Here is a 24463-nt window from a genome sequence, read left to right on the forward strand (position 1 = left end):
CTGTGGTATAGGGATATACCATCAGTCCAACAAAAGATTTTTGTTACTTTTCATCTTTGAAAAGTAAGGAAACGCCTATACCCAAACAACTCGACTATTCAGCCTATATGAGGCTGTGAAAACTTGCCAAATAGAGATATCTCCGATTCATTTTAATGGCAATCAACTCAATTTATTTACCAATTTCAACGGCAAAATCTTCATTGCAATTCCCATTGGCAACCACGGCCACTGCGGCACATAAGCCTTCACAGGTTCCTTCTCAATCGCTTTCACCAAAGCCTTACTTCCCGTTTTCTCATCCACTTCAAACGGTAATTTCTTCGCACCCTCATTCAACTCGGTACGAATATAACCCGGGAAAATCGTTGAGACTTTAATTGGCGTATTCAACAACTCGGCACGAATACCCTCTGCCAAATGCGCCACTGCGGCTTTACTGGCCGCATAAGTCGACAAATGCTTCGGTAAACCACGCATCGCACTCATCGAAGAAATCACCACCAAATGCCCTTTATTTTGTGCTCTAAAGATTTCAACCGCGGCTTCACACTGCGCCAGTGCCGAAATAAAATTGGTTTCAGCGGTAGCACGATTCACCTCAAAATGCCCCTTACCGATACGGCGGCCATCGCCCACACCAGCATTGACAATAATTCGGTCAATCGTTCCAAATTCTTGCTGAAAAGCATGGAATACCGTAAACACATCATCATAATGGGTCACATCAAGGGTTTTAATCTTGACCTGAATCGAAAACTGGCTTTGCAACTGTTGTTGTAAGGCTTCTAAACGCTCTAAACGTCGTGCACACAGTGCAAGATTGTAGCCTTTGGCAGCAAATTCACGTGCCATACCTGCGCCCAAGCCCGAACTTGCCCCTGTAATTAAAATCGTCTTTGCCATGCCTGCCACCTATTTTTTAAATCCATGTGAGAAGTTCCGCATCATGTGCTTTCAAATAATGATGCTCATTGAAACTGAGTAATTGCAAACGACCATCCGCCCAACGCAACGTGGTAATACTGGCATTGGCAATCGACCAATTCAGTGCAAAAATCTGTTTAGCATTCAGACCTAATACCTGACCGACCGCCACAGAAATGACTCCACCAGAACTAAATACCACCGCCTGACGCGGTTGCGTGGCATCAATCTGCTGACACAAACTGTGCAATGCACTTTCTACACGCGATTGAAAGCCTAACCATGTCTCATGATATTCATGGTCATATTGCTCTCCAATCCAACGATCAATCGCGCCATCAAAGATTTTGGCGAGATAAGCACGTGGATTGGCGACCAGCTCAACATCCTGTTTCAGCAATTCAGGTTGATTAAAACGTGGTTCGTATTGTGCAAACACCTGTTGATGATCAAACTCATTCCATACTGACTCTGTTTGAATCGCTGCATCCTGAAAACTTTGGGATAAGGCCAATTGTGCTGTTTGCTGATGACGTTGCATCGAACCTGCCACAATCAACGGTGTTTGCTTTAGGGTCTGTTTAAAAAAATCACCGACGACCTGCGCCTGCTGTTCACCTTTAGCAGAAAGCTGGTCATAACTTGCCGCACCAAATGACGCCTGCCCATGTCGCACCAAATAAATTGTGGTCATCGTTTTAAAATATCCTGTAGTTTTGAACCATATTCAGCAATCAATGGCCGTGCTTGCGGATTGTTTTGCGCAATCAGTTTTAAAGCCCGAATATGTAAGGCATGAATCATGATCCAAAAATCTTTAAAGGCTGGATTATCGGTTTGCTGATGGTAATAACGATAATAGATCTGTTGAGCAATCACCGCTAAGCGGAACAAACCAAACACTTCATAAAATGCCCAGTTATCAGGCTGTAAACCTGTTTTTTCCAGATAATAATCGACTACTTGTTGTCGTGTCAGCATGCCTTTTAAATTGGTGGGTTGGCGGCGGCTGGATTTCATCAAGGCATCATCATCCTCTTGAATCCAGTAGGCGAGTGCACTGCCCAAATCCATCAATGGATCACCCAGTGTCGCCATTTCCCAGTCCAGTACCCCAATCACTTGAGTCGGTTGTTGTGGATCTAAAATAACATTATCAAAACGCCAATCATTATGAATCACACAAGTTTTAGCATCGGCAGGGATATGTTCTCGTAACCACTCACGCACAAAAGCAAAATCAGGCACATTCGGCGTCAGTGCTTTACTGTAACGCGCATCCCAACCTTCGACCTGACGGCGGCAATAGCCTTCACCTTTGCCCAATTGTTCCAGTGCTGTACCTTGATAAGGTACTTGATGCAGTTCAATCAATTTATCCAGCACATTTAGACACAGCTGCCGTACCTGTGGCTCATCCAACTGTAATTCTTTGGGTAAATTAGCGCGCGGAATAATGCCTTCAATCCGCTTCATCACATAGAAATCGCAACCGATCACGCTCTCATCTTGACACAACGCAATCATTTCAGGCAGGACAGGGTAGAACGGCGCAAGATGCTTCTGCACATTGTATTCACGCGCCATATCATGCGCAGATTTGGCTTTGGTGCCTTTAGGTGGGCGACGCAAGATCAGGTCTGCATTGTCATACTGCACCCGATAGGTCCAATTCGATGCACCACCCGAATATTGGGTCACTTGCGCCTGTCCTTGCAGATCCACACCTTGGTTTTTTAACCATGTTTCAACCGCTACAATGTCCAGTTCTTCACCATGACGAACCTGACCACCGACATCAATCACTGCCATTTGTTTTATCCTTATGAACGACCATAGCCACGTTTTTTCAGTTCTAATTTGGCAATCATGCCTTTATGGACTTCATCAGGTCCATCGGCCAAACGTAAACTACGCGCTTGATTGAAAAAAGCGGTCAGTGGCGTATCACGTGAAACGCCTTCGCCGCCGTGAATCTGGATTGCCATATCCACCACATGCTGCAATACCGTCGGTGCCACCACTTTGATTGCAGAAATCTCTGTCAGTGCCGCCATATTGCCTAAGGTGTCCATCTTATAAGCGGCATATAGCGTTAATAATCGCGCTTGATCAATCTGCACACGTGCATCTGCAACACGCTCTAAATTACCGCCCAATTTCAGGATTTCTTTGCCAAAAGCTTTGCGTGACATACCACGATCAATCATCAGCTCCAGCGCTTTCTCTGCCGCACCAATACAACGCATACAGTGATGAATGCGTCCTGGCCCTAAACGGCCTTGGGCAATTTCAAAACCTTGTCCTGCGCCGCCAATAAAGCTGCTGACGGGTACACGCACATGGTCAAAACTGACCTGTCCATGCCCATGCGGTGCATCGTAATCACCAAACACAGGCAACATCCTTTCAATCGTCACGCCTTGCGTGTCAATCGGCACCAATACCATTGAATGTTGATGATGACGGTCTTTGCTTGGGTCAGGGGTATAAGCCATAAAGATAATCACTTTGGCATTGGGATCTCCCAAACCAGATGACCACCATTTACGGCCATTCAAAACGATCTCATCGCCCTCAATCACTGCCGTGGCCTGCATATTGGTGGCATCACTGGACGCCACTGCAGGTTCTGTCATACAAAATACGGAACGAATTTCACCAGCAAGCAAGGGCTGTAGCCATTGTTGTTTTTGCTCATCGCTACCATAGCGCCATAACACTTCCATATTGCCGCTATCAGGCGCGTTACAGTTAAATACCGTGGGTGCAAGTAAGCTACGTCCTGTGAGTTCAGCAATATGCGCATATTCCTGAACCGATAGCCCTGCACCGAGTTCGGTATCAGGTAAGAACATATTCCATAAGCCCACAGCTTTGGCTTTGCTTTTCAATTGTTCTAGTTGGGCGGGCCATTGCCATTTGGTCCAATCGCCATCAACATTGCGATGATGTACTTCATCCCAGAATGTCTTTTCAATCGGTTCAATTTCTTGTTGGATAAAGGCTTTAGTTCGTGCAATAAAATCCTGTGCGCGTTCAGACAATGCAAACATCATCATTTCCCTCAATGTAAAATGTGGCGAATATTGATTCGCAGCTTTACATCACCATAAGTGAAAATTTATTATGAATGAAATGATTTAATTTTATGCAAAACTATGAATCAGATTCATAATACTAACCCACTGGAAGTGGCGCATTTTCATCGCATCGATATCAATCTGTATCCACTGTTTATTGCCATTTTTGAGCAAAAAAGCATTTCCAAAGCCGCACAACTGCTCTGTATCAGCCAATCTGCGGTCAGCCATGCTTTACAGCGCTTACGCACACAACTCAGAGATGATCTATTTGTGCGTAGCGGGCAAAAGATGCTGCCAACGCCCTATGCCGAGCAAATTTATCAGCCGATTCAAACGGCATTACTGGCGATTCAACAGATTGCAGTGCCCCAGCAGGACTTTATGCCGAGCATGCTGCAAAGCCTGAAAATTGCCATTCACGATGAAATCGAACCGATTATTTTTCCGCAACTGGTTCATCATTTTGCCCAATTGAATCTGGATATCCAATTTTTGAGTTCCAAGCTGGATCGTAAAAACATGTTGGCAGATCTCTCCGCCCAACAAATTGATTTTGTCATTGATCTGGTGCAACCACATCAGGATCATTTACAGTTTGAAAACCTGATGGAAGACCATTTTGTAGTCTGTACCCAACAGCAAGACATGGATTTATCGCTGTATTTATCTTCACCGCACATTGGGGTATCGTCACGGCGCACAGGCTTATTACTGGAAGATATTTATCTTAATCGGCAGCAACTGTCACGGCAGATTTTTCTGCGTTGCCAACATTATGCAACGGCACTGCAAGTCTTGGCTCAATATCCGAAGGCGATCTTGACCATTCCGCAAAGTATTCTCAAACATCTGCATTATGCGGAGAATCTGAAGATTCATGCACTGCCCATAGAGCTCCCTAAAATCAATATGGGCATGTATTGGCATGAGCAGGTGAAACATAATTCACGCCATCAATTCTTACGCACAGAAATTCTAAAAATCTTTGCTTAAAACAAGCGCGTATATCTCGTTTCTCGCTTGTTCTCGCAATCTACGCGATAGCAGTGCTTTGATTATGTGCTTGCAGCCATGCGCTTATCATTACAATTGTTCAAATACAGTTTAGCAATGACAAGACGCAGGATATAAACCACTGCCATCACAAAAACGATATAACCAATATCGGCAAAAAATAAAGGAATCGTGAAAAGGATCAAAATGGTGATTGGATAGAGCCAACGTCGCCATCCAGATAAATCAAAGGCCTCGTAAAACAACCAAATATAGGTGCTATAAATCGCCAGACAGGCAGCGATCAGCCATCCCATCATTTGGCTGGAAATGTGGGCATGTTGAGTTGAAACATCAACCGCTGCGGCTAAAGCAGCGCCTAAGACCGCAATACTGATAAAGATAAAAAAATGACCATAGCCCCATAAAAAGGGCTGTACTCCACGACGTTGATGGTGATGATGACTGCGGTCAAAATAGACCCACCACATGGCAAACATCATCAACAGTCCGCCAATCACCAAAAAGATTTCTTTGAAATTGACATCATGATTGGAAAAAGCTTCCTGCGTTGCGGCAAAACTGCCAATAATCGACTCTCCCAACACGATGATAGTGAGTAATGCATAACGCTCAACAATATGATGTGGATGCCAAGGCGTTACCGCATACTTTTCAGCATACAGCGGTACAGCGAGTTCAGCCAAAACCAGAATAAGGAATAGCAAAGGCGTCATATGAATGGCGCTGAAATTTCCAATTAACCATCCCAACTGCACCAAGACAATGCCAATAGCATAGCGATAAGCCGTTACCCTCCGTTCAGGATCATGCTTGGCGACACGGATCCATTGAGTCACTAAAGCCAAACGCATAATCACATAACCAATGATAATCACATCGAAATTATGTTCTTGAAACACTGCAGGGATGCCCGCCGCCATCACCAATGAGCCGACGATTTGCACAAAGGTCAAGCAGCGATACAGCGTGTCATCATTGTCATAGGCGGAGGCAAACCAGGTGAAATTCATCCATGCCCACCACAAGGCAAAAAACACCATCACATAGGTCGGTAAAGCATGCCATAAATGAGCTTCAATGATCGCATGGTGGAGTTGTTGTCCTGCGGTTGCAATCGCAACCACAAAAATCAGGTCAAATAACAATTCTAGGGGTGTCGCGGCTCGGTGGGCTTCGGTTGGATCACGCGGTGCTAATACCTTTCGGGATTTATCTTGAATTTTTGCAGGACTCATCTGTTTTTATTCTCATCACGTTACTAAGCAATTCGAGTTTAAATTAATCCAAGTTGAGGAATTTTCCTATCTCACCCAGATAAAAATAATGTTTAAAATTTATGCATGCAAAGTTTGCTTAAATCGATTATTTATGTAATTCTATGCCTATCTTTGGATGTCATCATCCATAACAGAATTTGACAAGGGGAGTAGCCTCCTCCAAGCCTAGGTTGTGAAACTGAACAATTTAGGTGTCAGAGTTTCGTCATTACACTTTGCAAAAAGTCGGACTCTGAGCATCACAAACGATCGTGATGTAGGCAAGACCTTGATCATGTTGAAACAGATGTTTTATTTAATTCATCTGGCAACTGGTCAAGGTTTTTTTATGTCCATTTGCCAGATAGGGAGTTGTGATGGAAACTATCGGTAATTTATGGCTGTACGTTGCGTTCTTCGGAATCGTAACGGTCATGCTACTGGTCGACTTTTTAGGCTTTAAACAAAAACAAAACCAAGATGTACCCATCAGACAAGCGGCTTACTGGAGTATTGCGTGGGTCACCGTTGCCATGATCTTTGGTGGTGGTTTGTGGTTGTACCTACAACAAACCGTTGGCGCAACCATCGCCAACCAAAAAACCATGGAATACTTTGCGGGTTATTTACTGGAAAAATCGCTGGCAATTGATAACGTCTTTGTCTGGCTGATGATTTTTGCGGCTTTTGCAATCCCTCCTGCATTCCAGCGTAAAATCCTGCTTTACGGCGTACTCGGTGCAATCATTTTAAGAACCATCTTTATCTTTATTGGTGCTTGGTTCGTACAAGAGTTCTCTTGGGTGCTGTATATCTTCGGTGCGTTCCTCGTCTACACAGGCTTTAAGTTCCTGAAAGGGCAGGATGAAGAAGACACCAATATTGAAGATATCAAAATCCTGAAATGGTTACGCAAACACATGCGGATTACCCCACAGTTAGAAGGAAATAAGTTCTTCGTTCGTCAGAACGGTGTGTTATGGGCAACGCCTTTGTTCTTGGTGTTAATCTTGGTAGAAGCATCTGATGTGATTTTTGCAGTGGATTCTATTCCTGCGATTTTCGCTGTGACCAGTGACCCGTTCATTGTGTTAACCGCAAACTTAATGGCGATTTTGGGCTTACGTGCGATGTTCTTCTTATTGGCAGGCGCTGCAAGCAAAATGCACTACTTACCGTATGGTTTGGGCATCATCTTATTGTTCATTGGTGCAAAAATGTTATTGCTCGATGTATTCCACATGCCAATCTGGATCTCGTTAGGCTTTATCGTACTGGTGTTGAGCATCACGGCTTATCTCTCGTTACGTCATAACAAACACCAAGAACAATAAACGCAAAGCATATCAAAAGGGTCTTCAATGAAGGCCCTTTTTTATTTGAGCATCATCAACTAATTGCAATTTAGGCCATTGCTGTAACCACTGTTTGGACTCAAGCCGTTGTTTAAATGTGTCATAGCTGACCAATGCTGAATTCCAACGCAATCTCAATGCAAATAAATCATGCAGGCCAAAGGGTGCGATCAGTTCCAGTTCTCCAACGCAGTTTAACCTGACCGCAATCGCCGTTGCTGTGTCTGGCCATAGCGACAAGGCATGTTCAAGCGATACTAGAGGTTGAATGTTTGCTGCATTGTCCTGACGATACCAAGTATGTACCAAGGCCTGATTCACCACATCCCATTGTTGTTCAGGAAAGATACGCTCTAAATCTTGCTGCAATTGTTTTTGCAAACGCTCATCTGTTTGCATTGCATCATGATAAATCACATCTATATCGCAATTGTTCAAGTCAAAGCTTTGACCATGTAAATGTGCCCATACGGTATTCCGAAGCACACCCGCACTTAAATAAGCTGCAGGATGTAATCGAGCCAATTGCTGCAACATCCCATACAAGGCAGGGGACTGCATAATCAGATCAAACAGTCTGCTTCGATTGCTTTGCTCTGTCTCTGCGTTTCCCCCAGATAAGGCATACATTTCGATTTCCCCAAACTGAGTTGCTTTAAATTATGAGTCACATTTATATACCTTTTAAGCCGATGAATTAGACGAATAATCCAGTAACTTTGGCAAAATCAGGTACAATCAACCGAAAAAAGTAAAATTGTAGGTTGTTATGACTTTGGCTACTCCAATCACGGTGATTCGTGGTCGCTTCTTAGATATTCAAAAAACCGTTTCCCAAGCTGCTGAAATTGCCGATCAAGTGCGTTATCTCGAAGATGGTGTCATGATCACTGAACAAGGCAAAATTCGCTGGTTTGGCACGTGGAACGACGCTCAAGCCCATCTTCCTGCAAACGTTGAAATTCAGCATTATCCAGAACAGTTGATCATTCCGGGCATGATCGATACCCATATTCACTTTCCACAAACCGAAATGGTCGGGGCCTACGGCGAGCAACTTTTAAGCTGGTTAAACACCTATACCTTCCCAACTGAAATCCAGTTCAAAGACCAAGCCTATGCGAAAGAAATTGCGCAATTCTTTGTCAATGAACTACTCAAAAATGGCACCACCACAGCATTGGTATTCTGTACGGTACATCCTGAATCGGTGGATGCCTTATTCGAGGCCGCAGCACAGCACCAAATGCGCTTAATCGCGGGTAAAGTCATGATGGATCGTCATGCACCCGAAGCCTTGTGTGACACCGCAGACAGCGGCTATAACGATTCTAAAGCATTAATTGAGAAGTGGCATGGCCAAGGTCGTGCACTGTATGCAATTACCCCACGTTTTGCGCCGACCTCCACCCCAGAACAACTCGAAAAAGCAGGCCAACTCAAAGCACAATTCCCAGATGTCTATGTGCATACCCATTTGAGTGAAAATAAAGATGAGATTGCTTGGGTCAAAGATTTGTTCCCTGAGCAAAAGAGCTATCTGGATGTCTATCATCACTATGGTTTAACTGGCCAGCGCTCGGTATTCGCACACTGTGTCCACTTAGAAGATGCTGAATGGAAATGCATGCATGAGACTGATTCTGCAATTGCCTTCTGTCCAACCTCAAACCTATTCTTGGGTAGCGGTTTATTCCCATTGAACAAAACTTGGCAACAGCAGGTTAAAGTCGGCCTTGGCACCGACGTTGGGGCAGGGACCTCGTTTAGCTTATTGCAAACCGTCAATGAAGCGTACAAGGTTCAACAGCTACAAGGTGATAAACTTTCTGCGTTTGAGTCGCTCTATCATGCAACCTTAGGTGGAGCAAAAGCCTTGCATCTGGATGACAAGCTCGGTAATTTCAATCTCGGCAAAGAAGCTGATTTTGTGGTACTGAACCTGAAACCGACCGCATTGCAGCAACTGCGTCAGTCCCGTTCAAAATCGGTTGATGACAGCCTATTCGCCTTATTCACCATGGGCGATGACCGAAATATTGAGGCAACCTATATCTATGGACAAAAAGCCTACAGCCAAAGCGAAACGTTTAAATAAACAAAAACTTGGTTGGATCATATTCGCCGTTGGATGCGCTGTTCTGTTAAAACGTGACCGTGCATCTGCTCAAAATGAAACATATTCTTCATCATCAAAAGGTGCATGAAAGGTGATTTTGTTTTAAAATTGGCGGATTAGCTCAAGATTTCGAGGTGTTGCAGGTCAACACCTTTTTTATTTTCCCGTTTTTAAGTTTTAGGAATCTACCGATGACCATTGCAATGCGCATTATGATTTCAAGTGAAGAGATTCAAGCCAAAGTCAAAGAACTGGGCGAAAAGATCAATGCACACTATGCTCAAAGTGATAAAGAACTGGTATTGATTGGCCTGTTACGTGGTTCAGTTATTTTTATGGCCGACCTATGCCGTGCCATTGAAAAGCCACACGAACTCGATTTTATGACTGTTTCTAGCTACGTCAATGGCACCACTGTTTCATCAAGAGACGTCAAGATCCTAAAAGATCTGGATGGTGAAATTCACGGTAAAGATGTACTGGTGGTGGAAGACATTATCGACTCTGGCAACACTTTAAGCAAAGTGGTTGAAATGCTGAAAACACGTAACCCGAACTCGATTGAACTGTGTACTCTGGTCAGTAAACCATCACGCCGTGAAATTCCGTTAGAAGTTAAATTTCTCGGTTTTGAAGTCGAAGATCGCTTTATTGTCGGTTATGGTTTAGATTTCGATCAAAAGTACCGCCACCTGCCATTTATTGGTGAAATCGGTCTTTAATGACTCAACCTTACTGGCATTGCATCAATACCGATGACAACTGTCATGGGCTGATCATAATGCCGACTCAGGTGCCTTAGGGCACCTTTTTTATGCTGTGTGATTAAACAAAGCCTGCTAAAGAGTGCACAAAAATACGACATAAATAGGCAATCCACTACAGACAAAGTACGCTCGAATCAAGCAGGATAATAAGAAATACCGCTTTTAAAACAAGGAGAAAAGATAATGTGGTCTCTGATTGTAGCCATTGTTGTTGGTTTTTTTGCTGGTTTAATTGCACGTGCAATACATCCAGGTGATGACAAAGCTGGCTTTATTGTCACGACCTTATTGGGTATCGCAGGTTCATTACTCGCTACTTACGGTGGACGTTTACTTGGCTTATATGCTGAAAATTCGGCAGCTGGTTTTATTGCGTCTGTCTTGGGTGCGGTGATTATTTTATTCCTTTATAAACTCATCACCAAAAAAAGTTAAATCCCTTCAGAAGGCTCCCCATTCATTTTAAACGATGATTGGGGAGCTTTTTCATTTAGAGTCCGAGCTCTTTCCAAATCATCTGAATTTCTTCAGCACTGCGTCCACCGACCATTTTCAAACCATTTGAGAAAATCAAGGTTGGCGTGGCATCCACAGCAAGTTTACGACCGAGTTCAAGGTTACGCTCAATCGGGTTGGCACAACTTTTTTCTTTCGGTTGCAGATTCTTTTGGAGCAAATTTTTCCATGCATAAGCTGGATTGGCATCACACCAAACCGATTTTGACACTGCAATCGATTGTGGCTTTAAAGCATAGATAAAGGTATAAATCGTCACATCGGTCAGCTTGTCCAGTTCAGCTTCTAATTTTTTACAATATGAACAATTTGGGTCCGAAAACACCGCTAACTCACGCTTACCATTGCCTTTAACCGTTTTAATCGCATCCTTAAAAGGCAGTTGTTTCCAGTCAATCGAATTTTGTTGGATCACTAAATCCTTGGTGAGGTTCTTTTGATCTTTTAGGCGCACCATTGAACCTACAAACATATGTTGTGCACTTTCATCCAAATAAATAATCTGATTATCCAGACTGGCACTATATAAACCAGTCATTTCTGTAGGTTGGATGTTGCTGACTTGGATATTGGGATATTGCTTATTTAAATTGCTTTTTAAGCTGTCTACGTTGGCAAAACTCATCGCTGACACACAGCTCAATAATGAGAACATCCCAATTTTTTTTAACATGTCTGACACTCAATTCAAAAATCAGCGGCTATTGTAATCAGTCTCAAGCCGCTCAACAGCCCAGCTTACTCAGTAACAACCAAAACTCCACCAATTCATGCGATGTTTCACGTGGAACATCCGTTTATTCTGTTCATATCCACCCATACACGCGCTGCAAGCGATCGATTCAGTAAAAAACTGACAATTTAGGTCCATCACATTGATAATTATTTAATAATTTTAAAAAGTACATAGATCAGCACCTCGCTTTTTGGAATAATTCGCATCATTCAGCAACACCGTGAAGATGATGGAATAAAATGGCCTAAATCGAGTCGCCTTGATCTATCATTATTCATTTTCAAGAAACAAAAAAATGTTTCCCTATCGGGATGATTGTCATCGTATTACAGCAATGAACTTCGCTTCATTGTAAAAATTTAGGTAGCTCAATGTATAACGCGGAACTATTAGAAGAAGCCAAAACCTTTATGTTTCATATGCTTAGTAAAGTAGTGGAATATGGGGGATCCGATTTATTTATCACCGCTGATTTTCCACCGAGCATTAAATTGCAAGGCCTGATGCGTCCATTGGGGCAACAGGCACTCACCGCAGATAAAACCAAGCTATTTGCCTATAGTTTGATGAATGAAAAACAGCGCCAAGAATTTGAAACAGAATGGGAATGTAATTTCGCAATCAATGTGCCCAATGTTTCCCGTTTCCGTGTCAATGTGTTTAAACAACAGCTGCAAATTGGTATGGTGATTCGTACCATTACCTCAGAAATTCCAACCTTTCAAAAGCTGAAACTGCCAGAATCTTTGAAAAATGTGATTATGGAAAAGCGTGGTCTGGTGTTGGTTGTTGGGGGGACCGGTTCAGGTAAATCCACCTCTTTGGCTGCCATGATTGACCATCGTAATGAAAACTCAGCGGGACATATCATTACCGTTGAAGACCCAGTGGAATACGTGCATAAACACAAAAAATCGATGATTACCCATCGTGAAGTGGGGGTTGATTGTCATTCATGGCACCACGCCTTGAAAAACACACTACGTCAGGCACCTGATGTGATTCTGATTGGTGAAATCCGTGATACTGAAACCATGGAACATGCAATTGCCTTTGCGGAAACAGGTCATCTTTGCTTAGGTACCCTACACGCCAATAATGCCAACCAAGCACTGGATCGAATTATTAACTTTTTCCCAGAAGAACGTCGCAATCAGTTGCTGATGGATCTATCATCCAACATGAAAGGGATTATTTCGCAACGTCTGGTTCGTACCCAAGATGGCAAAGGTCGTCGTGCTGCAATTGAAATTTTATTGAATACCCCATTGATTGCCGACAACATTCTCAAAGGGCAATTCCATGCACTGAAAGAGATTATGAGCAAATCGCGTGAGCTGGGGATGCAAACCTTCGACCAAGCCTTATTTGAGCTGTATAACGAAGGCGCGATTAGCTATGATGAAGCCTTACGCAATGCCGATTCAGTCAATGAATTGCGTTTACAGATCAAGCTGAAAAGTACTCGCCAAGAAGGCGCACCCGTTGCAATGATGACTGCGTTAAATGTGGTACAAGAAGAAAAGCCTGAAGAAGAGCAACAAACTGAAGATCAGTGATAGAAAAAATGGCTTGGATTGCAACACAACCCAAGCCATTAATGTTTGATTTAATTCATTATTTACCAATACAGAACGAACCAAAAATCTTACCAAGTAAGTCATCGGCACTGAAATCACCTGTGATTTCACCCAGTGCATTTTGTGCTAGACGCAATGATTCAGCCACCAGTTCACCTGCATTAAACACAACGAGTTGCTCACGTGCTTCTGCAAGATAGCGCTGAGTACGCTTCATTGCGTCTAAATGGCGTGTTCTGGCAATAAAGGTATCTTCTTCAGGCTGAAAGCCAGCATGCGCTGTAATCGCATCTATGAGCGCTTGAACCCCCATATCTTGTTTTGCAGAAACGCTGATATGACGAAAGCCCTGATAATCGCTTAACGTGGCATCTTGACCTGTTAAATCGCATTTATTGCCAATCAATAGCAAACGTTTTGGCTCTAAATGCTCTGCAAAATATTCATGCGCCAATTGCAAAGGTTCATCACCCTGATTTAAGTCATAAACCAACAGCAATAAATCTGCCTGCTCGATTTCCTTAATCGCACGACGAATCCCCTCTTGCTCAACGATATCACCGGTTTCACGTAAACCTGCAGTATCAGTTAGGGTAATCGGCAAGCCATTTAAACTGATCTTTTCATGTAGTACATCACGAGTAGTACCTGCAATATCAGTCACAATGGCACGCTCATGGCCTGCGAGTGCGTTTAACAGGCTGGATTTACCCGCGTTCGGCTTACCAGCAATCACCACCTGTAAACCTTCACGTAGCAATTGGCCTTGGCGCGCAGATTGCTGTACCGCTTGAACCGAGTCTTGTACATCGTCCAACAAAGCCAAAATCTTACCGTCAGCCAAGAAATCAATCTCTTCTTCTGGGAAATCAATCGCGGCTTCAACATGCAAACGTAAGTGAATCAGCTTTTCTAAAACCGTATTAATTTTGGTTGAAAATGCACCTTGTAAAGAACGAACCGCCGAACGTGCTGCTGCCTGTGATGTCGCATCAATCAAATCGGCAATTGCTTCTGCTTGCACCAGATCCATTTTGCCATTTTCAAAGGCACGCATGGAAAACTCACCCGCCTTTGCAGCAGTTGCGCCCAAATCCAGTAAACGTGCTAATAGCGCATTCTGAATGACTGGACCACCATGACCTTGTAACTCCACCACATCTTCCCCAGTAAAGGAGTGCGGGTTTGGAAAACACAATACAATGCCTTCATCCATCACCGAGCCATCGGCATCACAAAACTGACGGAAACCTGCCATGCGTGCCGCAGGGAGCTTTTTCTGGGTCAGTTGCTCTGCTATGGCATAAGCTTTTGGTCCAGAGAGTCGAATCACCCCCACACCACCACGACCTAATGGGGTAGCAATCGCAGCAATTGTGGTTTGATGTTGCATGTTAAATTCACCTAAAAAACGCAAGGGTTGTTGGGTTCAACCACTCAATACAGACAAAGAAAAATCCGCCTAAGATTACCATCTTAAGCGGATTTATTCAGTAAAAGTTCGAACTTAAGCGCTCGGCTCAACCTTGTTGAGACGGTCTTTTTCGACACCTTTGTTAATAAACCATTGTTGCAAAATGGTAATACTGTTGTTGACGATCCAGTAAAGCACTAAGCCCGCAGGGAAGAACAACATGAATACCGTAAACATGATTGGCATGATACGGAACACTTTTGCCTGCATTGGATCAGTCGGTTGTGGGTTCAACATTTGCTGAACGAACATGGTCACACCCATGATCAACGGCAAGATAAACCATGGATCCATCGCAGATAAATCTTGAATCCAGCCTAACCACGGTGCATGACGGAGTTCAACTGATTCCATCAATACCCAATACAAGGCTAAGAAAATCGGCATTTGTAATAGCAACGGTAAGCAACCAGACAATGGGTTGACTTGTTCACGCTTGTATAATGCCATCATTTCTTGCGAGAAACGCATGCGGTCTTCACCAAATTCTTCTTTCATGCGTTGCATTTCTGGTGCAATCACACGCATTTTCGCCATCGAACGATAACTTTTTGAAGAAAGTGGCCATAAAATCAACTTCACCAAGATCGTCAATAAGATAATTGACCAGCCCCAGTTACCAATAATGTTATGGAAGAATTGCAAGCCCAAGAACAATAATTTCGCAATTGGCCATAACCAACCATAATCAACAGTTTGGTTTAAACCAGCAGCTAAGTCTTTGAGTTCAGATTGGATTTTTGGACCTGAATACAGTTTAGCATCCACTTCCATTGATGTACCTGCAGGTACATTGATCACTGGAGAAGTGAAGCCCATGATATTCATGCCGTCCGTAGACTGACGTGACTCTAATTTTGCATTATATGGCTGACCATCGGCCTGAGTGAGTTTTAAGTTCCCAGGAATCCATGCGCTCACAAAATAATGCTGAACCATGGCAACCCAGCCGCCTTTGGCTTCAACATTTAATTTTTCGTCATTAAAGTTGGTAAATTTTAACTTGTTATAATGCGCATCTGGTGTACCCCAAGCGCCACCAAGATAAGTACCCAGGGTGAAAATACCTTGTGAAGACTTACCTGGGTCATCCGAATTATCACGCTTTAATTGACCAAACATTTGACCTTGCCAGCTTTGCTGACTGCGGTTAATGACTTGATGTTTAACGGTAATTGGGTAATCGCCTTGCGTGAAGGTGAACGATTTGATCACTTCCACACCTTCAGGTGTTTTAAATACCAACGGCACAGTCAACACTTGCTGTGTTTTACCATCTTTCGACGCAACGCTTTTCGCATCTGCCAATGTGTATGCTGTTTTTTCAACATCATACATTGGACGACCGCCACGGCTGCTATCTGGTCCATTTAAACCAATTAAACCAGATTGAGCGACGTAAGTACGTTTCGCATCGCTTTCCAGCATGACAAACGGTTTGTCGCTGTCTTTGCTTTCATCATGGCTTAACAATTCAATACGGACGATATCACCACCTTTAGGATTGATCCACAGGTGATAAAGATCAGTTTGTACTGAAATCAGTTGCTGACTCACAGATGTATTATGTTCTGTGGCTTGTGATGCAGTCACATTTGCTTGTGGCAAGTCTGAAGCCGCTGTTGCATTTTGAGCATTTGGCAAATCTGCAGATACTTCATGTGCAGTCACAGCAGCCGCTTGTTGTTGCGGTGCTGGTGCAGCATGACCATAATCTTTTTGCCAAGCCAAAATAAGCAAATATGCGGTAACAAACATGGCTCCAAGAATTGCAAATCTGGCCCATTGTTGCATATCTATAATCCCAAATGGTTAGAGAGATTTTGCTTGAATAAACGATCACGAAAGGGTACAGCAACGTGATGCATTTGAGAATCTATTTGATGAAACGAAATAAAACGAAGTGCTTTACGAGGCACAGGATCATAGCCTGACCCACCCCAAGGATGACAACGGCAAATTCGCTTAGTCGATAACCATACACCTTTGACCGCGCCATGTGTCTGCAAGGCTTCGATTGCATATTGCGAACAAGTGGGAATATAGCGACAACGAGGACCCAATAATGGACTAATTGCGATTTGGTAACATCTTATCAACCAATGCAGTAAACGTACCATTGGAGATCTCTAATTTTGGAGGGATGTCACAACGACTTTGGAATGCTTCTTTGCTAAGCGTTGTAATTTTTGCCAAGCAAAATCTAATTGTTGATGTAATTCTTGATTTGCGATTGCTTCTATACCTACTTTAGGCATCACCACAATATCGATATCAGCATTAAATTGCGCTTGATGTAAACGAAAGCTCTCCCGAGCAAGACGTTTTATTCGATTTCGTTCATGTGCACGACGCACCTTTTTTTTAGCAACGACAATACCCAAACGGCTTTTCGGCTGTTCGGTTAATTTTGCTAAAAAAAGGAAATGGGGCTGATGCACTTTAAAAAGCGCACCATCAAATACACTTTTATAATCAGCGGCACAACGAATACGAGATTCAGTGCCGAAACTGTAAAGTGTCATCACCCAAGTCTGGTCAGCTTAACAGTATTAAACAGTTAAGCTATGACGACCTTTTGCACGACGACGAGCTAAAACTTGACGACCTGCTTTAGTAGCCATACGAGCGCGGAAACCATGAACGCGTTTACGCTTTAATTCAGATGGTTGGAAAGTACGTTTCATTTCGAAACTCCAAAATGATCTTTCTATAAAGGTCCGCGATTTTATTGCGCAATGTTTACGCTGTCAATGAAAAATCAAAAACTTTACATTTTCTTTGTTCTGTTTTGAAGCAATAAAACTGCTCGAAGTTATATGCTTTTATTGAAAACAAAAAATATACACAAGCTATCTATTTAAATAATATCAGTATTCGTCTATATTCACAGCTTACAAACAAGCTTATCAACAATCCATCTTCTGATTTAAATTTAATTCTTGGATTTTGAATTTAAATTTCGATATGCTCAGTTATCCACAATTCGAGTGAACCCTATAAGTAAATTCAAATTTTAAAATTTAAATTTATTCTTATTAGGGCGCATTTATTCTGTGGAAAGTGATGTTTTTTCATGAATAAACATAAAGTTATGCTGTGGATAAGCATGTTTTTATCAATTTTATAGTTTGTGGATAACTTTGAGCTTAAAACTATCCACAGCTTGTGCAAAAAGTTATGCACATGTGGTTTTAAATTTAAATTTATAAACGAATGCTGTCTTTTTCAGCAAAAGTCCCATAAATTGTCCTGACAGATGTGGATAACTTGGTTAGAATGGCGACCCCTTTGAAAGATGAGGGGTGACGGTTTTTTATTTTTGAATTTAAAAAATGGATATATAGGGGATGCACATGCTCTGGACAGACTGCTTAACTCGCTTGCGACAAGAGCTATCTGATAACGTCTTTGCGATGTGGATTCGTCCTTTGGTTGCTGAAGAGGTTGATGGTGTGATGCGTTTATACGCACCGAACCCCTATTGGACGCGTTATATTCAAGATAACCATTTAGAACTGATCTCTATTCTTGCGGAACAATTGTCGGAAGGCCGAGTTCGTCAGGTTGAAATTCTGGTTGATTCACGTCCTGGGACAATTTTGTCTTCTAATGAGCAACCTGCAACCACAACAGCAGCGTTGAGTAGTGCGCCTGTTGCTGTTCCAACAAAAGTAAAAAAAGAATCTGACTTGGTTCAACCCAGTCAAAATGTCACTAAAATACCGAAGAAAAGACAACTCAATCCATTATTTACCTTCTCTTTGTTTGTTGAAGGCCGTTCTAACCAAATGGCTGCTGAAACCTGCCGTAAAGTTTTAACGCAGTTAGGCGCTTCGCAACACAACCCTTTATTTTTGTATGGTCCAACAGGTCTGGGTAAAACCCATTTAATGCAGGCCGTGGGCAATGCGCTATTACAAGCCAAGCCAAATGCACGTGTGATGTATATGACTTCGGAAAGTTTTGTACAGGACTTTGTCAGTTCATTACAAAAAGGTAAGGTTGAAGAGTTTAAGAAAAATTGTCGTTCTTTAGATTTATTGTTGGTGGATGATATTCATTTGCTCGCAGGAAAAGAAGCAAGTCTTGTTGAATTCTTCTATACATTCAATGCTTTATTGGATGAATCTAAACAAATTATTTTAACCTCAGATCGTTATCCAAAAGAATTGACTGAACTTGATCCACGTTTAGTTTCTCGCTTTTCATGGGGTTTATCTGTGGGGGTTGAACCACCAGATATCGAAACCCGTATCGAGATTTTGCTGAAAAAAGCTGAAAATAGTGGTGTTGATTTACCTAGAAACTGTGCTTTGTTTATTGCACAACAAGTGGTTGCCAATGTGCGAGAGCTTGAAGGTGCTCTGAATAAAGTGGTGGCGATTTCACGTTTCAAAGGTACTGTCATTGACCTAGATGTCGTACGCGAGTCGTTAAAAGATGTTTTGGCGATTCGTGCACGTACCATTAGCGTGGAAAATATCCAGCGGGTGGTGAGTGAATACTTCCGAATTCCATTAAAAGAGTTGATTGGTCCAAAACGTACCCGTATTTATGCACGCCCACGTCAATTGGCCATGGGTTTGGCACGTGAATTAACTGGGGATAGTTTCCCGGAAATTGGCATGGCTTTTGGTGGTCGTGACCACAGTACAGTGATGCATGCCTGTGAAAAAGTGGTCAGCTTGCGTGAAGAAGACCCTATTTTTAATGAAGACTATAAAAATTTACTGCGCTTGTTACAAAGTTAATCTATTTTTCAGAGTTGCAAACTATTTTTAAGTGCAGCATAGTACACTGCTAACATTCATATCGGCTTCTGTTGTAAGAGGAATAAAATCGTGCGTTTGAAAATCGCTAAAGAAAGTTTAGTCAATGTTTTATCCCATGTGGTGGGGGCTGTTGAACGCCGTCATACCTTGAATATTCTTTCAAACGTTAAAATTCAAACCACACAACAGGCTTTAACCATTACAGGTTCTGACTTGGAAGTTGAATTGGTTGCCAGCACTACGTTAGCAGAAGGTGCTTGCTTGGAAGCGGGTGAAACCACGGTTCCTGCGCGTAAACTGGTCGAAATTTGTAAATCTCTTCCGACAGCAGCCTTGATTGATCTGCAAATTACTGAAGATCAACGTTGTATTTTAAAATCGGGCAATAGCCGTTTCGTTTTGGGTACACTTCCTGCGGAAGATTATCCATTGTTAACTACTGAAAATAGTCAGGGTACACAAGTTCAGGTCACGCAGCGCGAATTGAAGCGATTATTTGAAAAAACAGCTTTTGCTATGGCTGTACAAGATGTCCGTTTTTATCTGACGGGTACATTGTTGGAAATTGATCAAAATCAATTACGTACAGTAACCACTGATGGACATCGTTTAGCCTTGTGTGAGGTGTTGGCTTCTTCAACAGCAGCAGCGCCGATGCAGGCCATTGTTCCGCGTAAAGCCGTAGGTGAATTACAACGTTTACTGAGTCTTGAAGATGAACAATTGACCTTATTGATTGGACGTGAATTGTTGAACGTCACCATTAATACGCCAAGCCGTGATAAAGAGCAGGGTGATATTACGGTTCGTTTCACGACGAAGTTAATTGATGGGAAATTCCCTGATTATCGCCGTGTCATTCCAAAAAATGGGGATAAGCATGTGTTTATTGCACATGATGTGTTTAAACAGTCGTTGCAGCGTGTTGCTATTTTAAGTAATGAAAAACTTCGTGGTGTTTTCTTGAATTTTAATCAAGATTCATTGCAGTTGCGTGCCAATAACCCAGAACAGGATGAAGCGGTAGAAGATATTGCAATTCAATATCAAGATGCCCCTCTAGAAATGTCATTTAATGCACAATATATTCTTGAAGTGTTGGGTGTACTGGATGGTGATGATGTGAAAATGAGCATGAGTGAAGCCAATCAATCGGTGCTTGTTCAAGATCCAGCGCATCCTGATCAAACCTATGTCGTGATGCCAATGCGAGTTTAATGGCGAGATTTGAGTTTTAAAGCATGCAAATCACGCGTTTAAATATCGAACGTGTACGTAATTTAAAGACGGTTGCACTCCATGAGTTGCAACCGTTTAATATTTTTTACGGCGCAAATGGTTCTGGAAAAACTTCAGTTCTCGAGTCCATACATTTACTGGCAACAGGTCGTTCATTTCGTACCCATATTCCAAAACATTACATCCAATATGATGCAGGGGATGCAATTGTATTTGCACAATCTGCCAGTGAGCGTATTGGTATGCAAAAGTTGGCTTCGGGCGAACAGGTGATTAAGGTCAATGGCGATACTATTGCGACTCAAGGTCAACTGGCAAAATTATTGCCTTTACAGCATATCGATCCACAGAGTACTGATATTATTGACCATGGTGCAAAGCCTCGGCGACAGTTATTAGATTGGTTAATGTTCCACGTGGAACCTGAGTTTTATTTTGCATGGCAATATTATTCTCGGGCACTCAAACAACGCAATAGTTTGCTCAAGACACGGCGCAATCTGACTTTGGCTGATTTAGAGCCTTGGAATAAAATGCTCAGTGATTATGGTGAAATGCTGCATTCGCAACGGGTCAGTATTGTTGAGCAATGGAACCAGTTTTTCCATGAGGATTTAAAGCAACTTCTACCTAATCTTGAGATTGAACTGGAATACAATCCGGGTTTTCATCCTGAGCAAGGTCTATTGCAGGACTTGGTTCAGCAGCATCAAAAAGACCTCGATCGACGTTATACCGAGTACGGTCCGCATCGCGCTGATTTACGTTTAAAAACGCCGTTTGGTAATGCCGATGATGTGCTCTCTCGCGGGCAAAAAAAGTTGTTAATCATGGCATTAAAACTGTCACAAATTGCAATGCTGCATGCGAGTAACAAGGAAACTGTGGTATTATTAGATGATCTGACAGCAGAGTTAGATGAGACTGCACAACAACGTTTAATTGAGCGATTGAGTCAGTTGGGAAGTCAAGTTTTTATGACCACCTTGGACCATGTGTCGGTATTAAAACACTTACAGGATTTGTCGATTTCTTTTCAATTATTCCACGTTGTTCACGGTCAAGTCAGTCTTGCTGCACCATAATTTTATTTTTCATCTTTCAATAGATCAATATTACTAGGGAGTAACCATGAGTTCAGAGTCTCAATCAGTCTCTCAAACAGAACAAACAAATGAAAAGGCTTATGATTCCTCTAGTATTAAAGTATTACGTGGATTAGACGCGGTTCGTAAACGCCCTGGCATGTATATCGGTGACACCGATGACGGTACAGGTTTACACCATATGGTGTTTGAGGTGGTGGATAACGCCATCGATGAAGCTTTAGCAGGACACTGTGACGAGATTATCGTGACGATTCATGAAGATGAATCGGTGAGTGTCTCGGATAATGGTCGTGGAATTCCAACCGATATTCACCCAGAAGAAGGGGTGTCAGCGGCAGAGGTGATTCTGACGATTCTGCATGCAGGTGGTAAATTCGATGACAACAGTTATAAGGTGTCGGGTGGTTTACACGGTGTAGGTGTCTCAGTTGTAAATGCCCTATCTAAAAAATTGCATTTGACCATTCACCGTGCTGGCCAAATCCATGAACAAGAATACGCGCATGGTGATCCGCAATATTCATTAAAAGTTGTAGGTGAAACCGATACATCGGGTACAACGGTTCGTTTCTGGCCGAGTGAACTCACCTTTAGCCAAACCATTTTTAATGTCGATATTTTGGCTCGCCGTTTAAGAGAACTGTCTTTTCTAAACGCAGGCGTGCGAATTGTATTGCGTGATGAACGTGTAAACTTCGAACATGTTTATGATTATGAAGGCGGTTTATCTGAATTCGTTAAATACATTAACGAAGGTAAAACCCATTTAAATGAGATTTTCCATTTCACCGCTGATACGGATAGTGGTATTGCCGTTGAAGTTGCATTGCAATGGAATGAGAGTTACCAAGAAAACGTTCGTTGCTTTACCAATAATATTCCACAAAAAGATGGTGGTACACACCTTGCAGGTTTCCGTGCTGCGTTAACTCGTGGTTTAAACCAGTATCTTGAAAGTGAAAATATTCTTAAGAAAGAAAAAGTTGCTGTCACAGGTGATGATGCGCGTGAAGGCTTAACTGCAATTATTTCAGTGAAAGTGCCAGATCCAAAATTCTCATCACAAACCAAAGAAAAATTGGTGTCGAGTGAAGTGAAACCTGCAGTAGAGCAGGCAATGAACAAAGAGTTTTCAGCTTATTTGCTGGAAAATCCACAAGCCGCAAAATCGATTGCAGGCAAGATTATTGATGCAGCACGTGCGCGTGACGCAGCACGTAAAGCACGTGAAATGACCCGTCGTAAGAGTGCTCTAGACATCGCCGGTTTACCGGGTAAATTGGCAGACTGTCAGGAAAAAGATCCTGCATTGTCTGAACTGTATCTGGTCGAGGGTGACTCTGCGGGCGGTAGTGCCAAACAAGGTCGTAACCGTAAAATGCAGGCAATTTTACCGTTGAAAGGTAAAATTCTAAACGTAGAACGTGCGCGTTTTGACAAGATGATTTCAAGCCAAGAAGTCGGTACTTTAATTACCGCTTTGGGCTGTGGTATTGGTCGGGAAGAATATAATCCAGACAAATTACGTTATCACAAAATCATCATCATGACCGATGCGGACGTGGATGGTTCACATATTCGTACTTTGTTATTGACCTTCTTCTTCCGTCAAATGCCAGAATTGGTTGAGCGTGGCTATATCTATATTGCACAGCCGCCATTGTATAAGTTGAAGAAAGGTAAGCATGAGCAGTACATGAAAGACAATGATGCACTGGAAACCTTCTTGATTTCCAATGCGATTGATGAACTTGCATTACATGTCAGCGCTGAGGCACCTGCGATTAATGGGGCTGCATTAGCCAGTGTTATTGCCGACTATCAAGTGTCACAAAAAAGCTTACAACGCCTGACTCAACGTTATCCTGCAAGTTTGTTGGATGGTTTACTTGAGCTTGATGCATTTAAAACAGATCACAACCATGAACGCGACTATGTTGAAACATGGGCAGAGCAATTACGTGCTGCAATTGAAAAATTACAACCAAGCCTACGTCCCGAGATTACATTAGAAGCGTTTGAGCGTGAAAATGCGCAGGGCGAGAAATCAGCACATTATTGGCCACGCGTCACCGTCTACGTGCATAACTTACCGCATTCGTATCTATTAGATGCTGGTCTGTTAAATTCTGCTGAGTATGCGCGTTTACTGAAGAACTCGAAGAGCTGGTTCAAGTTGCTGGAAGACGGGGCTTATCTGCAAAAAGGTGATCGCCGTATTCAGGTCACGAGCTTCCATCAAGTATGGCAGCACATTTTACAAGACTCACGTCGCGGTATGATGATCCAACGCTATAAAGGTTTGGGTGAGATGAACGCAGAGCAGCTTTGGGAAACCACGATGGATCCTGAAAACCGTAATATGTTGCAAGTGACCATTGATGATGCGATTGAAGCTGATCGTATGTTCTCATGCTTGATGGGTGATGATGTAGAACCGCGTCGTGCCTTCATTGAAGAAAATGCCTTAAATGCAGATATTGATGCTTAATTAGTTTAGGCATTAA

General features: G+C 42.6%; 22 protein-coding genes. 10 read left to right on the forward strand and 12 right to left on the reverse strand.

What is annotated here, in order from left to right:
* Positions 1-162: 162 nt before the first annotated feature.
* From B2727_RS08850 to B2727_RS08865, 4 genes are read right to left on the reverse strand one after another with little or no spacing between them, the layout of a single operon-like run.
* On the reverse strand, positions 163-906 hold the full coding sequence (locus B2727_RS08850; RefSeq protein ID WP_004803292.1) for an SDR family oxidoreductase: 744 nt from the start codon (positions 904-906) through the stop codon (positions 163-165).
* 16 nt (positions 907-922) lie between these two features.
* The gene (locus tag B2727_RS08855) at positions 923-1621 is read right to left on the reverse strand and encodes a histidine phosphatase family protein (protein WP_033134269.1); all 699 of its coding nucleotides are present in this window, start codon (positions 1619-1621) and stop codon (positions 923-925) included.
* Positions 1618-2739: a phosphotransferase family protein gene (locus B2727_RS08860; RefSeq protein WP_033134270.1), complete on the reverse strand. Its 1122-nt coding sequence runs from the start codon at positions 2737-2739 to the stop codon at positions 1618-1620. The genes B2727_RS08855 and B2727_RS08860 overlap by 4 nt, the downstream gene beginning before the upstream one ends.
* Positions 2740-2750: 11 nt before the next feature.
* Positions 2751-3983, reverse strand: coding sequence for an acyl-CoA dehydrogenase family protein (locus B2727_RS08865; protein ID WP_033134281.1), 1233 nt, complete (start codon positions 3981-3983; stop codon positions 2751-2753).
* A 105-nt stretch (positions 3984-4088) separates the two neighbouring features.
* Between B2727_RS08865 and B2727_RS08870 the strand changes: the two genes are divergently transcribed.
* Positions 4089-5006, forward strand: a complete 918-nt coding sequence (locus tag B2727_RS08870) for a LysR family transcriptional regulator (RefSeq protein WP_004803298.1) — start codon at positions 4089-4091, stop codon at positions 5004-5006.
* 62 nt (positions 5007-5068) lie between these two features.
* Here B2727_RS08870 and B2727_RS08875 read toward each other — a convergent pair whose 3' ends face one another.
* The gene (locus B2727_RS08875) at positions 5069-6265 is read right to left on the reverse strand and encodes a low temperature requirement protein A (RefSeq protein ID WP_033134271.1); all 1197 of its coding nucleotides are present in this window, start codon (positions 6263-6265) and stop codon (positions 5069-5071) included.
* 398 nt (positions 6266-6663) lie between these two features.
* Here B2727_RS08875 and B2727_RS08880 point away from each other — a divergent pair, with 398 nt between their 5' ends.
* A complete protein-coding gene (locus B2727_RS08880) occupies positions 6664-7620 on the forward strand; it encodes a TerC family protein (protein ID WP_033134272.1) in 957 nt (318 codons plus the stop codon).
* 24 nt (positions 7621-7644) lie between these two features.
* Here the strand turns inward: B2727_RS08880 and B2727_RS08885 are convergent, their stop codons facing one another.
* Positions 7645-8271 carry a nucleotidyltransferase family protein gene (locus B2727_RS08885; protein WP_033134273.1) on the reverse strand — a complete coding sequence of 209 codons (627 nt, stop codon included), beginning with the start codon at positions 8269-8271 and terminating at the stop codon, positions 7645-7647.
* A gap of 139 nt (positions 8272-8410) precedes the next feature.
* Between B2727_RS08885 and guaD the strand changes: the two genes are divergently transcribed.
* The 3 genes from guaD to B2727_RS08900 all read left to right on the forward strand — a co-directional run bounded on the left by guaD (position 8411) and on the right by B2727_RS08900 (position 10962).
* The gene (gene guaD / locus B2727_RS08890) at positions 8411-9739 is read left to right on the forward strand and encodes a guanine deaminase (protein WP_033134274.1); all 1329 of its coding nucleotides are present in this window, start codon (positions 8411-8413) and stop codon (positions 9737-9739) included.
* Between the two features lie 212 nt (positions 9740-9951).
* Positions 9952-10482: a hypoxanthine phosphoribosyltransferase gene (hpt, locus tag B2727_RS08895; RefSeq protein WP_004803306.1), complete on the forward strand. Its 531-nt coding sequence runs from the start codon at positions 9952-9954 to the stop codon at positions 10480-10482.
* A gap of 228 nt (positions 10483-10710) precedes the next feature.
* Complete coding sequence (locus tag B2727_RS08900; protein WP_004656846.1) at positions 10711-10962, forward strand: GlsB/YeaQ/YmgE family stress response membrane protein; 252 nt, start codon at positions 10711-10713, stop codon at positions 10960-10962.
* Between the two features lie 55 nt (positions 10963-11017).
* On the opposite strand, the gene B2727_RS08905 is transcribed toward B2727_RS08900, so the two are convergent.
* The gene (locus B2727_RS08905) at positions 11018-11716 is read right to left on the reverse strand and encodes a DsbC family protein (RefSeq protein WP_033134275.1); all 699 of its coding nucleotides are present in this window, start codon (positions 11714-11716) and stop codon (positions 11018-11020) included.
* 434 nt (positions 11717-12150) lie between these two features.
* Here B2727_RS08905 and B2727_RS08910 point away from each other — a divergent pair, with 434 nt between their 5' ends.
* Positions 12151-13338, forward strand: coding sequence for a PilT/PilU family type 4a pilus ATPase (locus B2727_RS08910; RefSeq protein WP_005201774.1), 1188 nt, complete (start codon positions 12151-12153; stop codon positions 13336-13338).
* A 58-nt stretch (positions 13339-13396) separates the two neighbouring features.
* Here B2727_RS08910 and mnmE read toward each other — a convergent pair whose 3' ends face one another.
* The 5 genes from mnmE to rpmH form a co-directional block, all read right to left on the reverse strand.
* Entirely contained in the window at positions 13397-14752 is a 1356-nt protein-coding gene (gene mnmE, locus B2727_RS08915; RefSeq protein WP_005186269.1) for a tRNA uridine-5-carboxymethylaminomethyl(34) synthesis GTPase MnmE, read from the reverse strand.
* A 114-nt stretch (positions 14753-14866) separates the two neighbouring features.
* Positions 14867-16627: a membrane protein insertase YidC gene (gene yidC / locus B2727_RS08920; RefSeq protein ID WP_004803334.1), complete on the reverse strand. Its 1761-nt coding sequence runs from the start codon at positions 16625-16627 to the stop codon at positions 14867-14869.
* Positions 16628-16629: 2 nt separating this feature from the next.
* A complete protein-coding gene (yidD, locus tag B2727_RS08925) occupies positions 16630-16953 on the reverse strand; it encodes a membrane protein insertion efficiency factor YidD (protein WP_004803336.1) in 324 nt (107 codons plus the stop codon).
* Between the two features lie 9 nt (positions 16954-16962).
* Complete coding sequence (gene rnpA / locus B2727_RS08930; RefSeq protein WP_004656857.1) at positions 16963-17358, reverse strand: ribonuclease P protein component; 396 nt, start codon at positions 17356-17358, stop codon at positions 16963-16965.
* 27 nt (positions 17359-17385) lie between these two features.
* The gene (gene rpmH, locus B2727_RS08935; protein ID WP_000831329.1) at positions 17386-17520 is read right to left on the reverse strand and encodes a 50S ribosomal protein L34; all 135 of its coding nucleotides are present in this window, start codon (positions 17518-17520) and stop codon (positions 17386-17388) included.
* A gap of 669 nt (positions 17521-18189) precedes the next feature.
* Here rpmH and dnaA point away from each other — a divergent pair.
* The 4 genes from dnaA to gyrB all read left to right on the forward strand — a co-directional run bounded on the left by dnaA (position 18190) and on the right by gyrB (position 24447).
* On the forward strand, positions 18190-19587 hold the full coding sequence (gene dnaA, locus B2727_RS08940) for a chromosomal replication initiator protein DnaA (RefSeq protein ID WP_004803339.1): 1398 nt from the start codon (positions 18190-18192) through the stop codon (positions 19585-19587).
* Positions 19588-19677: 90 nt separating this feature from the next.
* Positions 19678-20826, forward strand: coding sequence for a DNA polymerase III subunit beta (gene dnaN / locus B2727_RS08945; RefSeq protein WP_005201768.1), 1149 nt, complete (start codon positions 19678-19680; stop codon positions 20824-20826).
* 23 nt (positions 20827-20849) lie between these two features.
* On the forward strand, positions 20850-21932 hold the full coding sequence (gene recF / locus B2727_RS08950; protein ID WP_033134276.1) for a DNA replication/repair protein RecF: 1083 nt from the start codon (positions 20850-20852) through the stop codon (positions 21930-21932).
* Between the two features lie 46 nt (positions 21933-21978).
* Positions 21979-24447 carry a DNA topoisomerase (ATP-hydrolyzing) subunit B gene (gene gyrB / locus B2727_RS08955; protein WP_033134277.1) on the forward strand — a complete coding sequence of 823 codons (2469 nt, stop codon included), beginning with the start codon at positions 21979-21981 and terminating at the stop codon, positions 24445-24447.
* Positions 24448-24463: the final 16 nt, after the last annotated feature.

Source organism: Acinetobacter sp. UBA991 (assembly GCF_002292065.1).
Taxonomy (GTDB): domain Bacteria; phylum Pseudomonadota; class Gammaproteobacteria; order Pseudomonadales; family Moraxellaceae; genus Acinetobacter; species Acinetobacter higginsii.

What these genes read in the sequence shown, in the direction of transcription:
- mnmE (WP_005186269.1), bottom strand. Translation starts at nt 14,752, where the DNA reads ATGCAACATCAAACCACAATTGCTGCGATTGCTACCCCATTAGGTCGT.
- dnaA (WP_004803339.1), top strand. Translation starts at nt 18,190, where the DNA reads ATGCTCTGGACAGACTGCTTAACTCGCTTGCGACAAGAGCTATCTGAT.
- B2727_RS08865 (WP_033134281.1), bottom strand. Translation starts at nt 3,983, where the DNA reads ATGTTTGCATTGTCTGAACGCGCACAGGATTTTATTGCACGAACTAAA.
- B2727_RS08875 (WP_033134271.1), bottom strand. Translation starts at nt 6,265, where the DNA reads ATGAGTCCTGCAAAAATTCAAGATAAATCCCGAAAGGTATTAGCACCG.
- guaD (WP_033134274.1), top strand. Translation starts at nt 8,411, where the DNA reads ATGACTTTGGCTACTCCAATCACGGTGATTCGTGGTCGCTTCTTAGAT.
- B2727_RS08850 (WP_004803292.1), bottom strand. Translation starts at nt 906, where the DNA reads ATGGCAAAGACGATTTTAATTACAGGGGCAAGTTCGGGCTTGGGCGCA.
- B2727_RS08885 (WP_033134273.1), bottom strand. Translation starts at nt 8,271, where the DNA reads ATGTATGCCTTATCTGGGGGAAACGCAGAGACAGAGCAAAGCAATCGA.
- yidC (WP_004803334.1), bottom strand. Translation starts at nt 16,627, where the DNA reads ATGCAACAATGGGCCAGATTTGCAATTCTTGGAGCCATGTTTGTTACC.
- B2727_RS08855 (WP_033134269.1), bottom strand. Translation starts at nt 1,621, where the DNA reads ATGACCACAATTTATTTGGTGCGACATGGGCAGGCGTCATTTGGTGCG.
- B2727_RS08905 (WP_033134275.1), bottom strand. Translation starts at nt 11,716, where the DNA reads ATGTTAAAAAAAATTGGGATGTTCTCATTATTGAGCTGTGTGTCAGCG.
- B2727_RS08910 (WP_005201774.1), top strand. Translation starts at nt 12,151, where the DNA reads ATGTATAACGCGGAACTATTAGAAGAAGCCAAAACCTTTATGTTTCAT.
- B2727_RS08900 (WP_004656846.1), top strand. Translation starts at nt 10,711, where the DNA reads ATGTGGTCTCTGATTGTAGCCATTGTTGTTGGTTTTTTTGCTGGTTTA.
- recF (WP_033134276.1), top strand. Translation starts at nt 20,850, where the DNA reads ATGCAAATCACGCGTTTAAATATCGAACGTGTACGTAATTTAAAGACG.
- rnpA (WP_004656857.1), bottom strand. Translation starts at nt 17,358, where the DNA reads ATGACACTTTACAGTTTCGGCACTGAATCTCGTATTCGTTGTGCCGCT.
- yidD (WP_004803336.1), bottom strand. Translation starts at nt 16,953, where the DNA reads ATGGTACGTTTACTGCATTGGTTGATAAGATGTTACCAAATCGCAATT.
- B2727_RS08880 (WP_033134272.1), top strand. Translation starts at nt 6,664, where the DNA reads ATGGAAACTATCGGTAATTTATGGCTGTACGTTGCGTTCTTCGGAATC.
- B2727_RS08870 (WP_004803298.1), top strand. Translation starts at nt 4,089, where the DNA reads ATGAATCAGATTCATAATACTAACCCACTGGAAGTGGCGCATTTTCAT.
- hpt (WP_004803306.1), top strand. Translation starts at nt 9,952, where the DNA reads ATGACCATTGCAATGCGCATTATGATTTCAAGTGAAGAGATTCAAGCC.
- gyrB (WP_033134277.1), top strand. Translation starts at nt 21,979, where the DNA reads ATGAGTTCAGAGTCTCAATCAGTCTCTCAAACAGAACAAACAAATGAA.
- B2727_RS08860 (WP_033134270.1), bottom strand. Translation starts at nt 2,739, where the DNA reads ATGGCAGTGATTGATGTCGGTGGTCAGGTTCGTCATGGTGAAGAACTG.
- rpmH (WP_000831329.1), bottom strand. Translation starts at nt 17,520, where the DNA reads ATGAAACGTACTTTCCAACCATCTGAATTAAAGCGTAAACGCGTTCAT.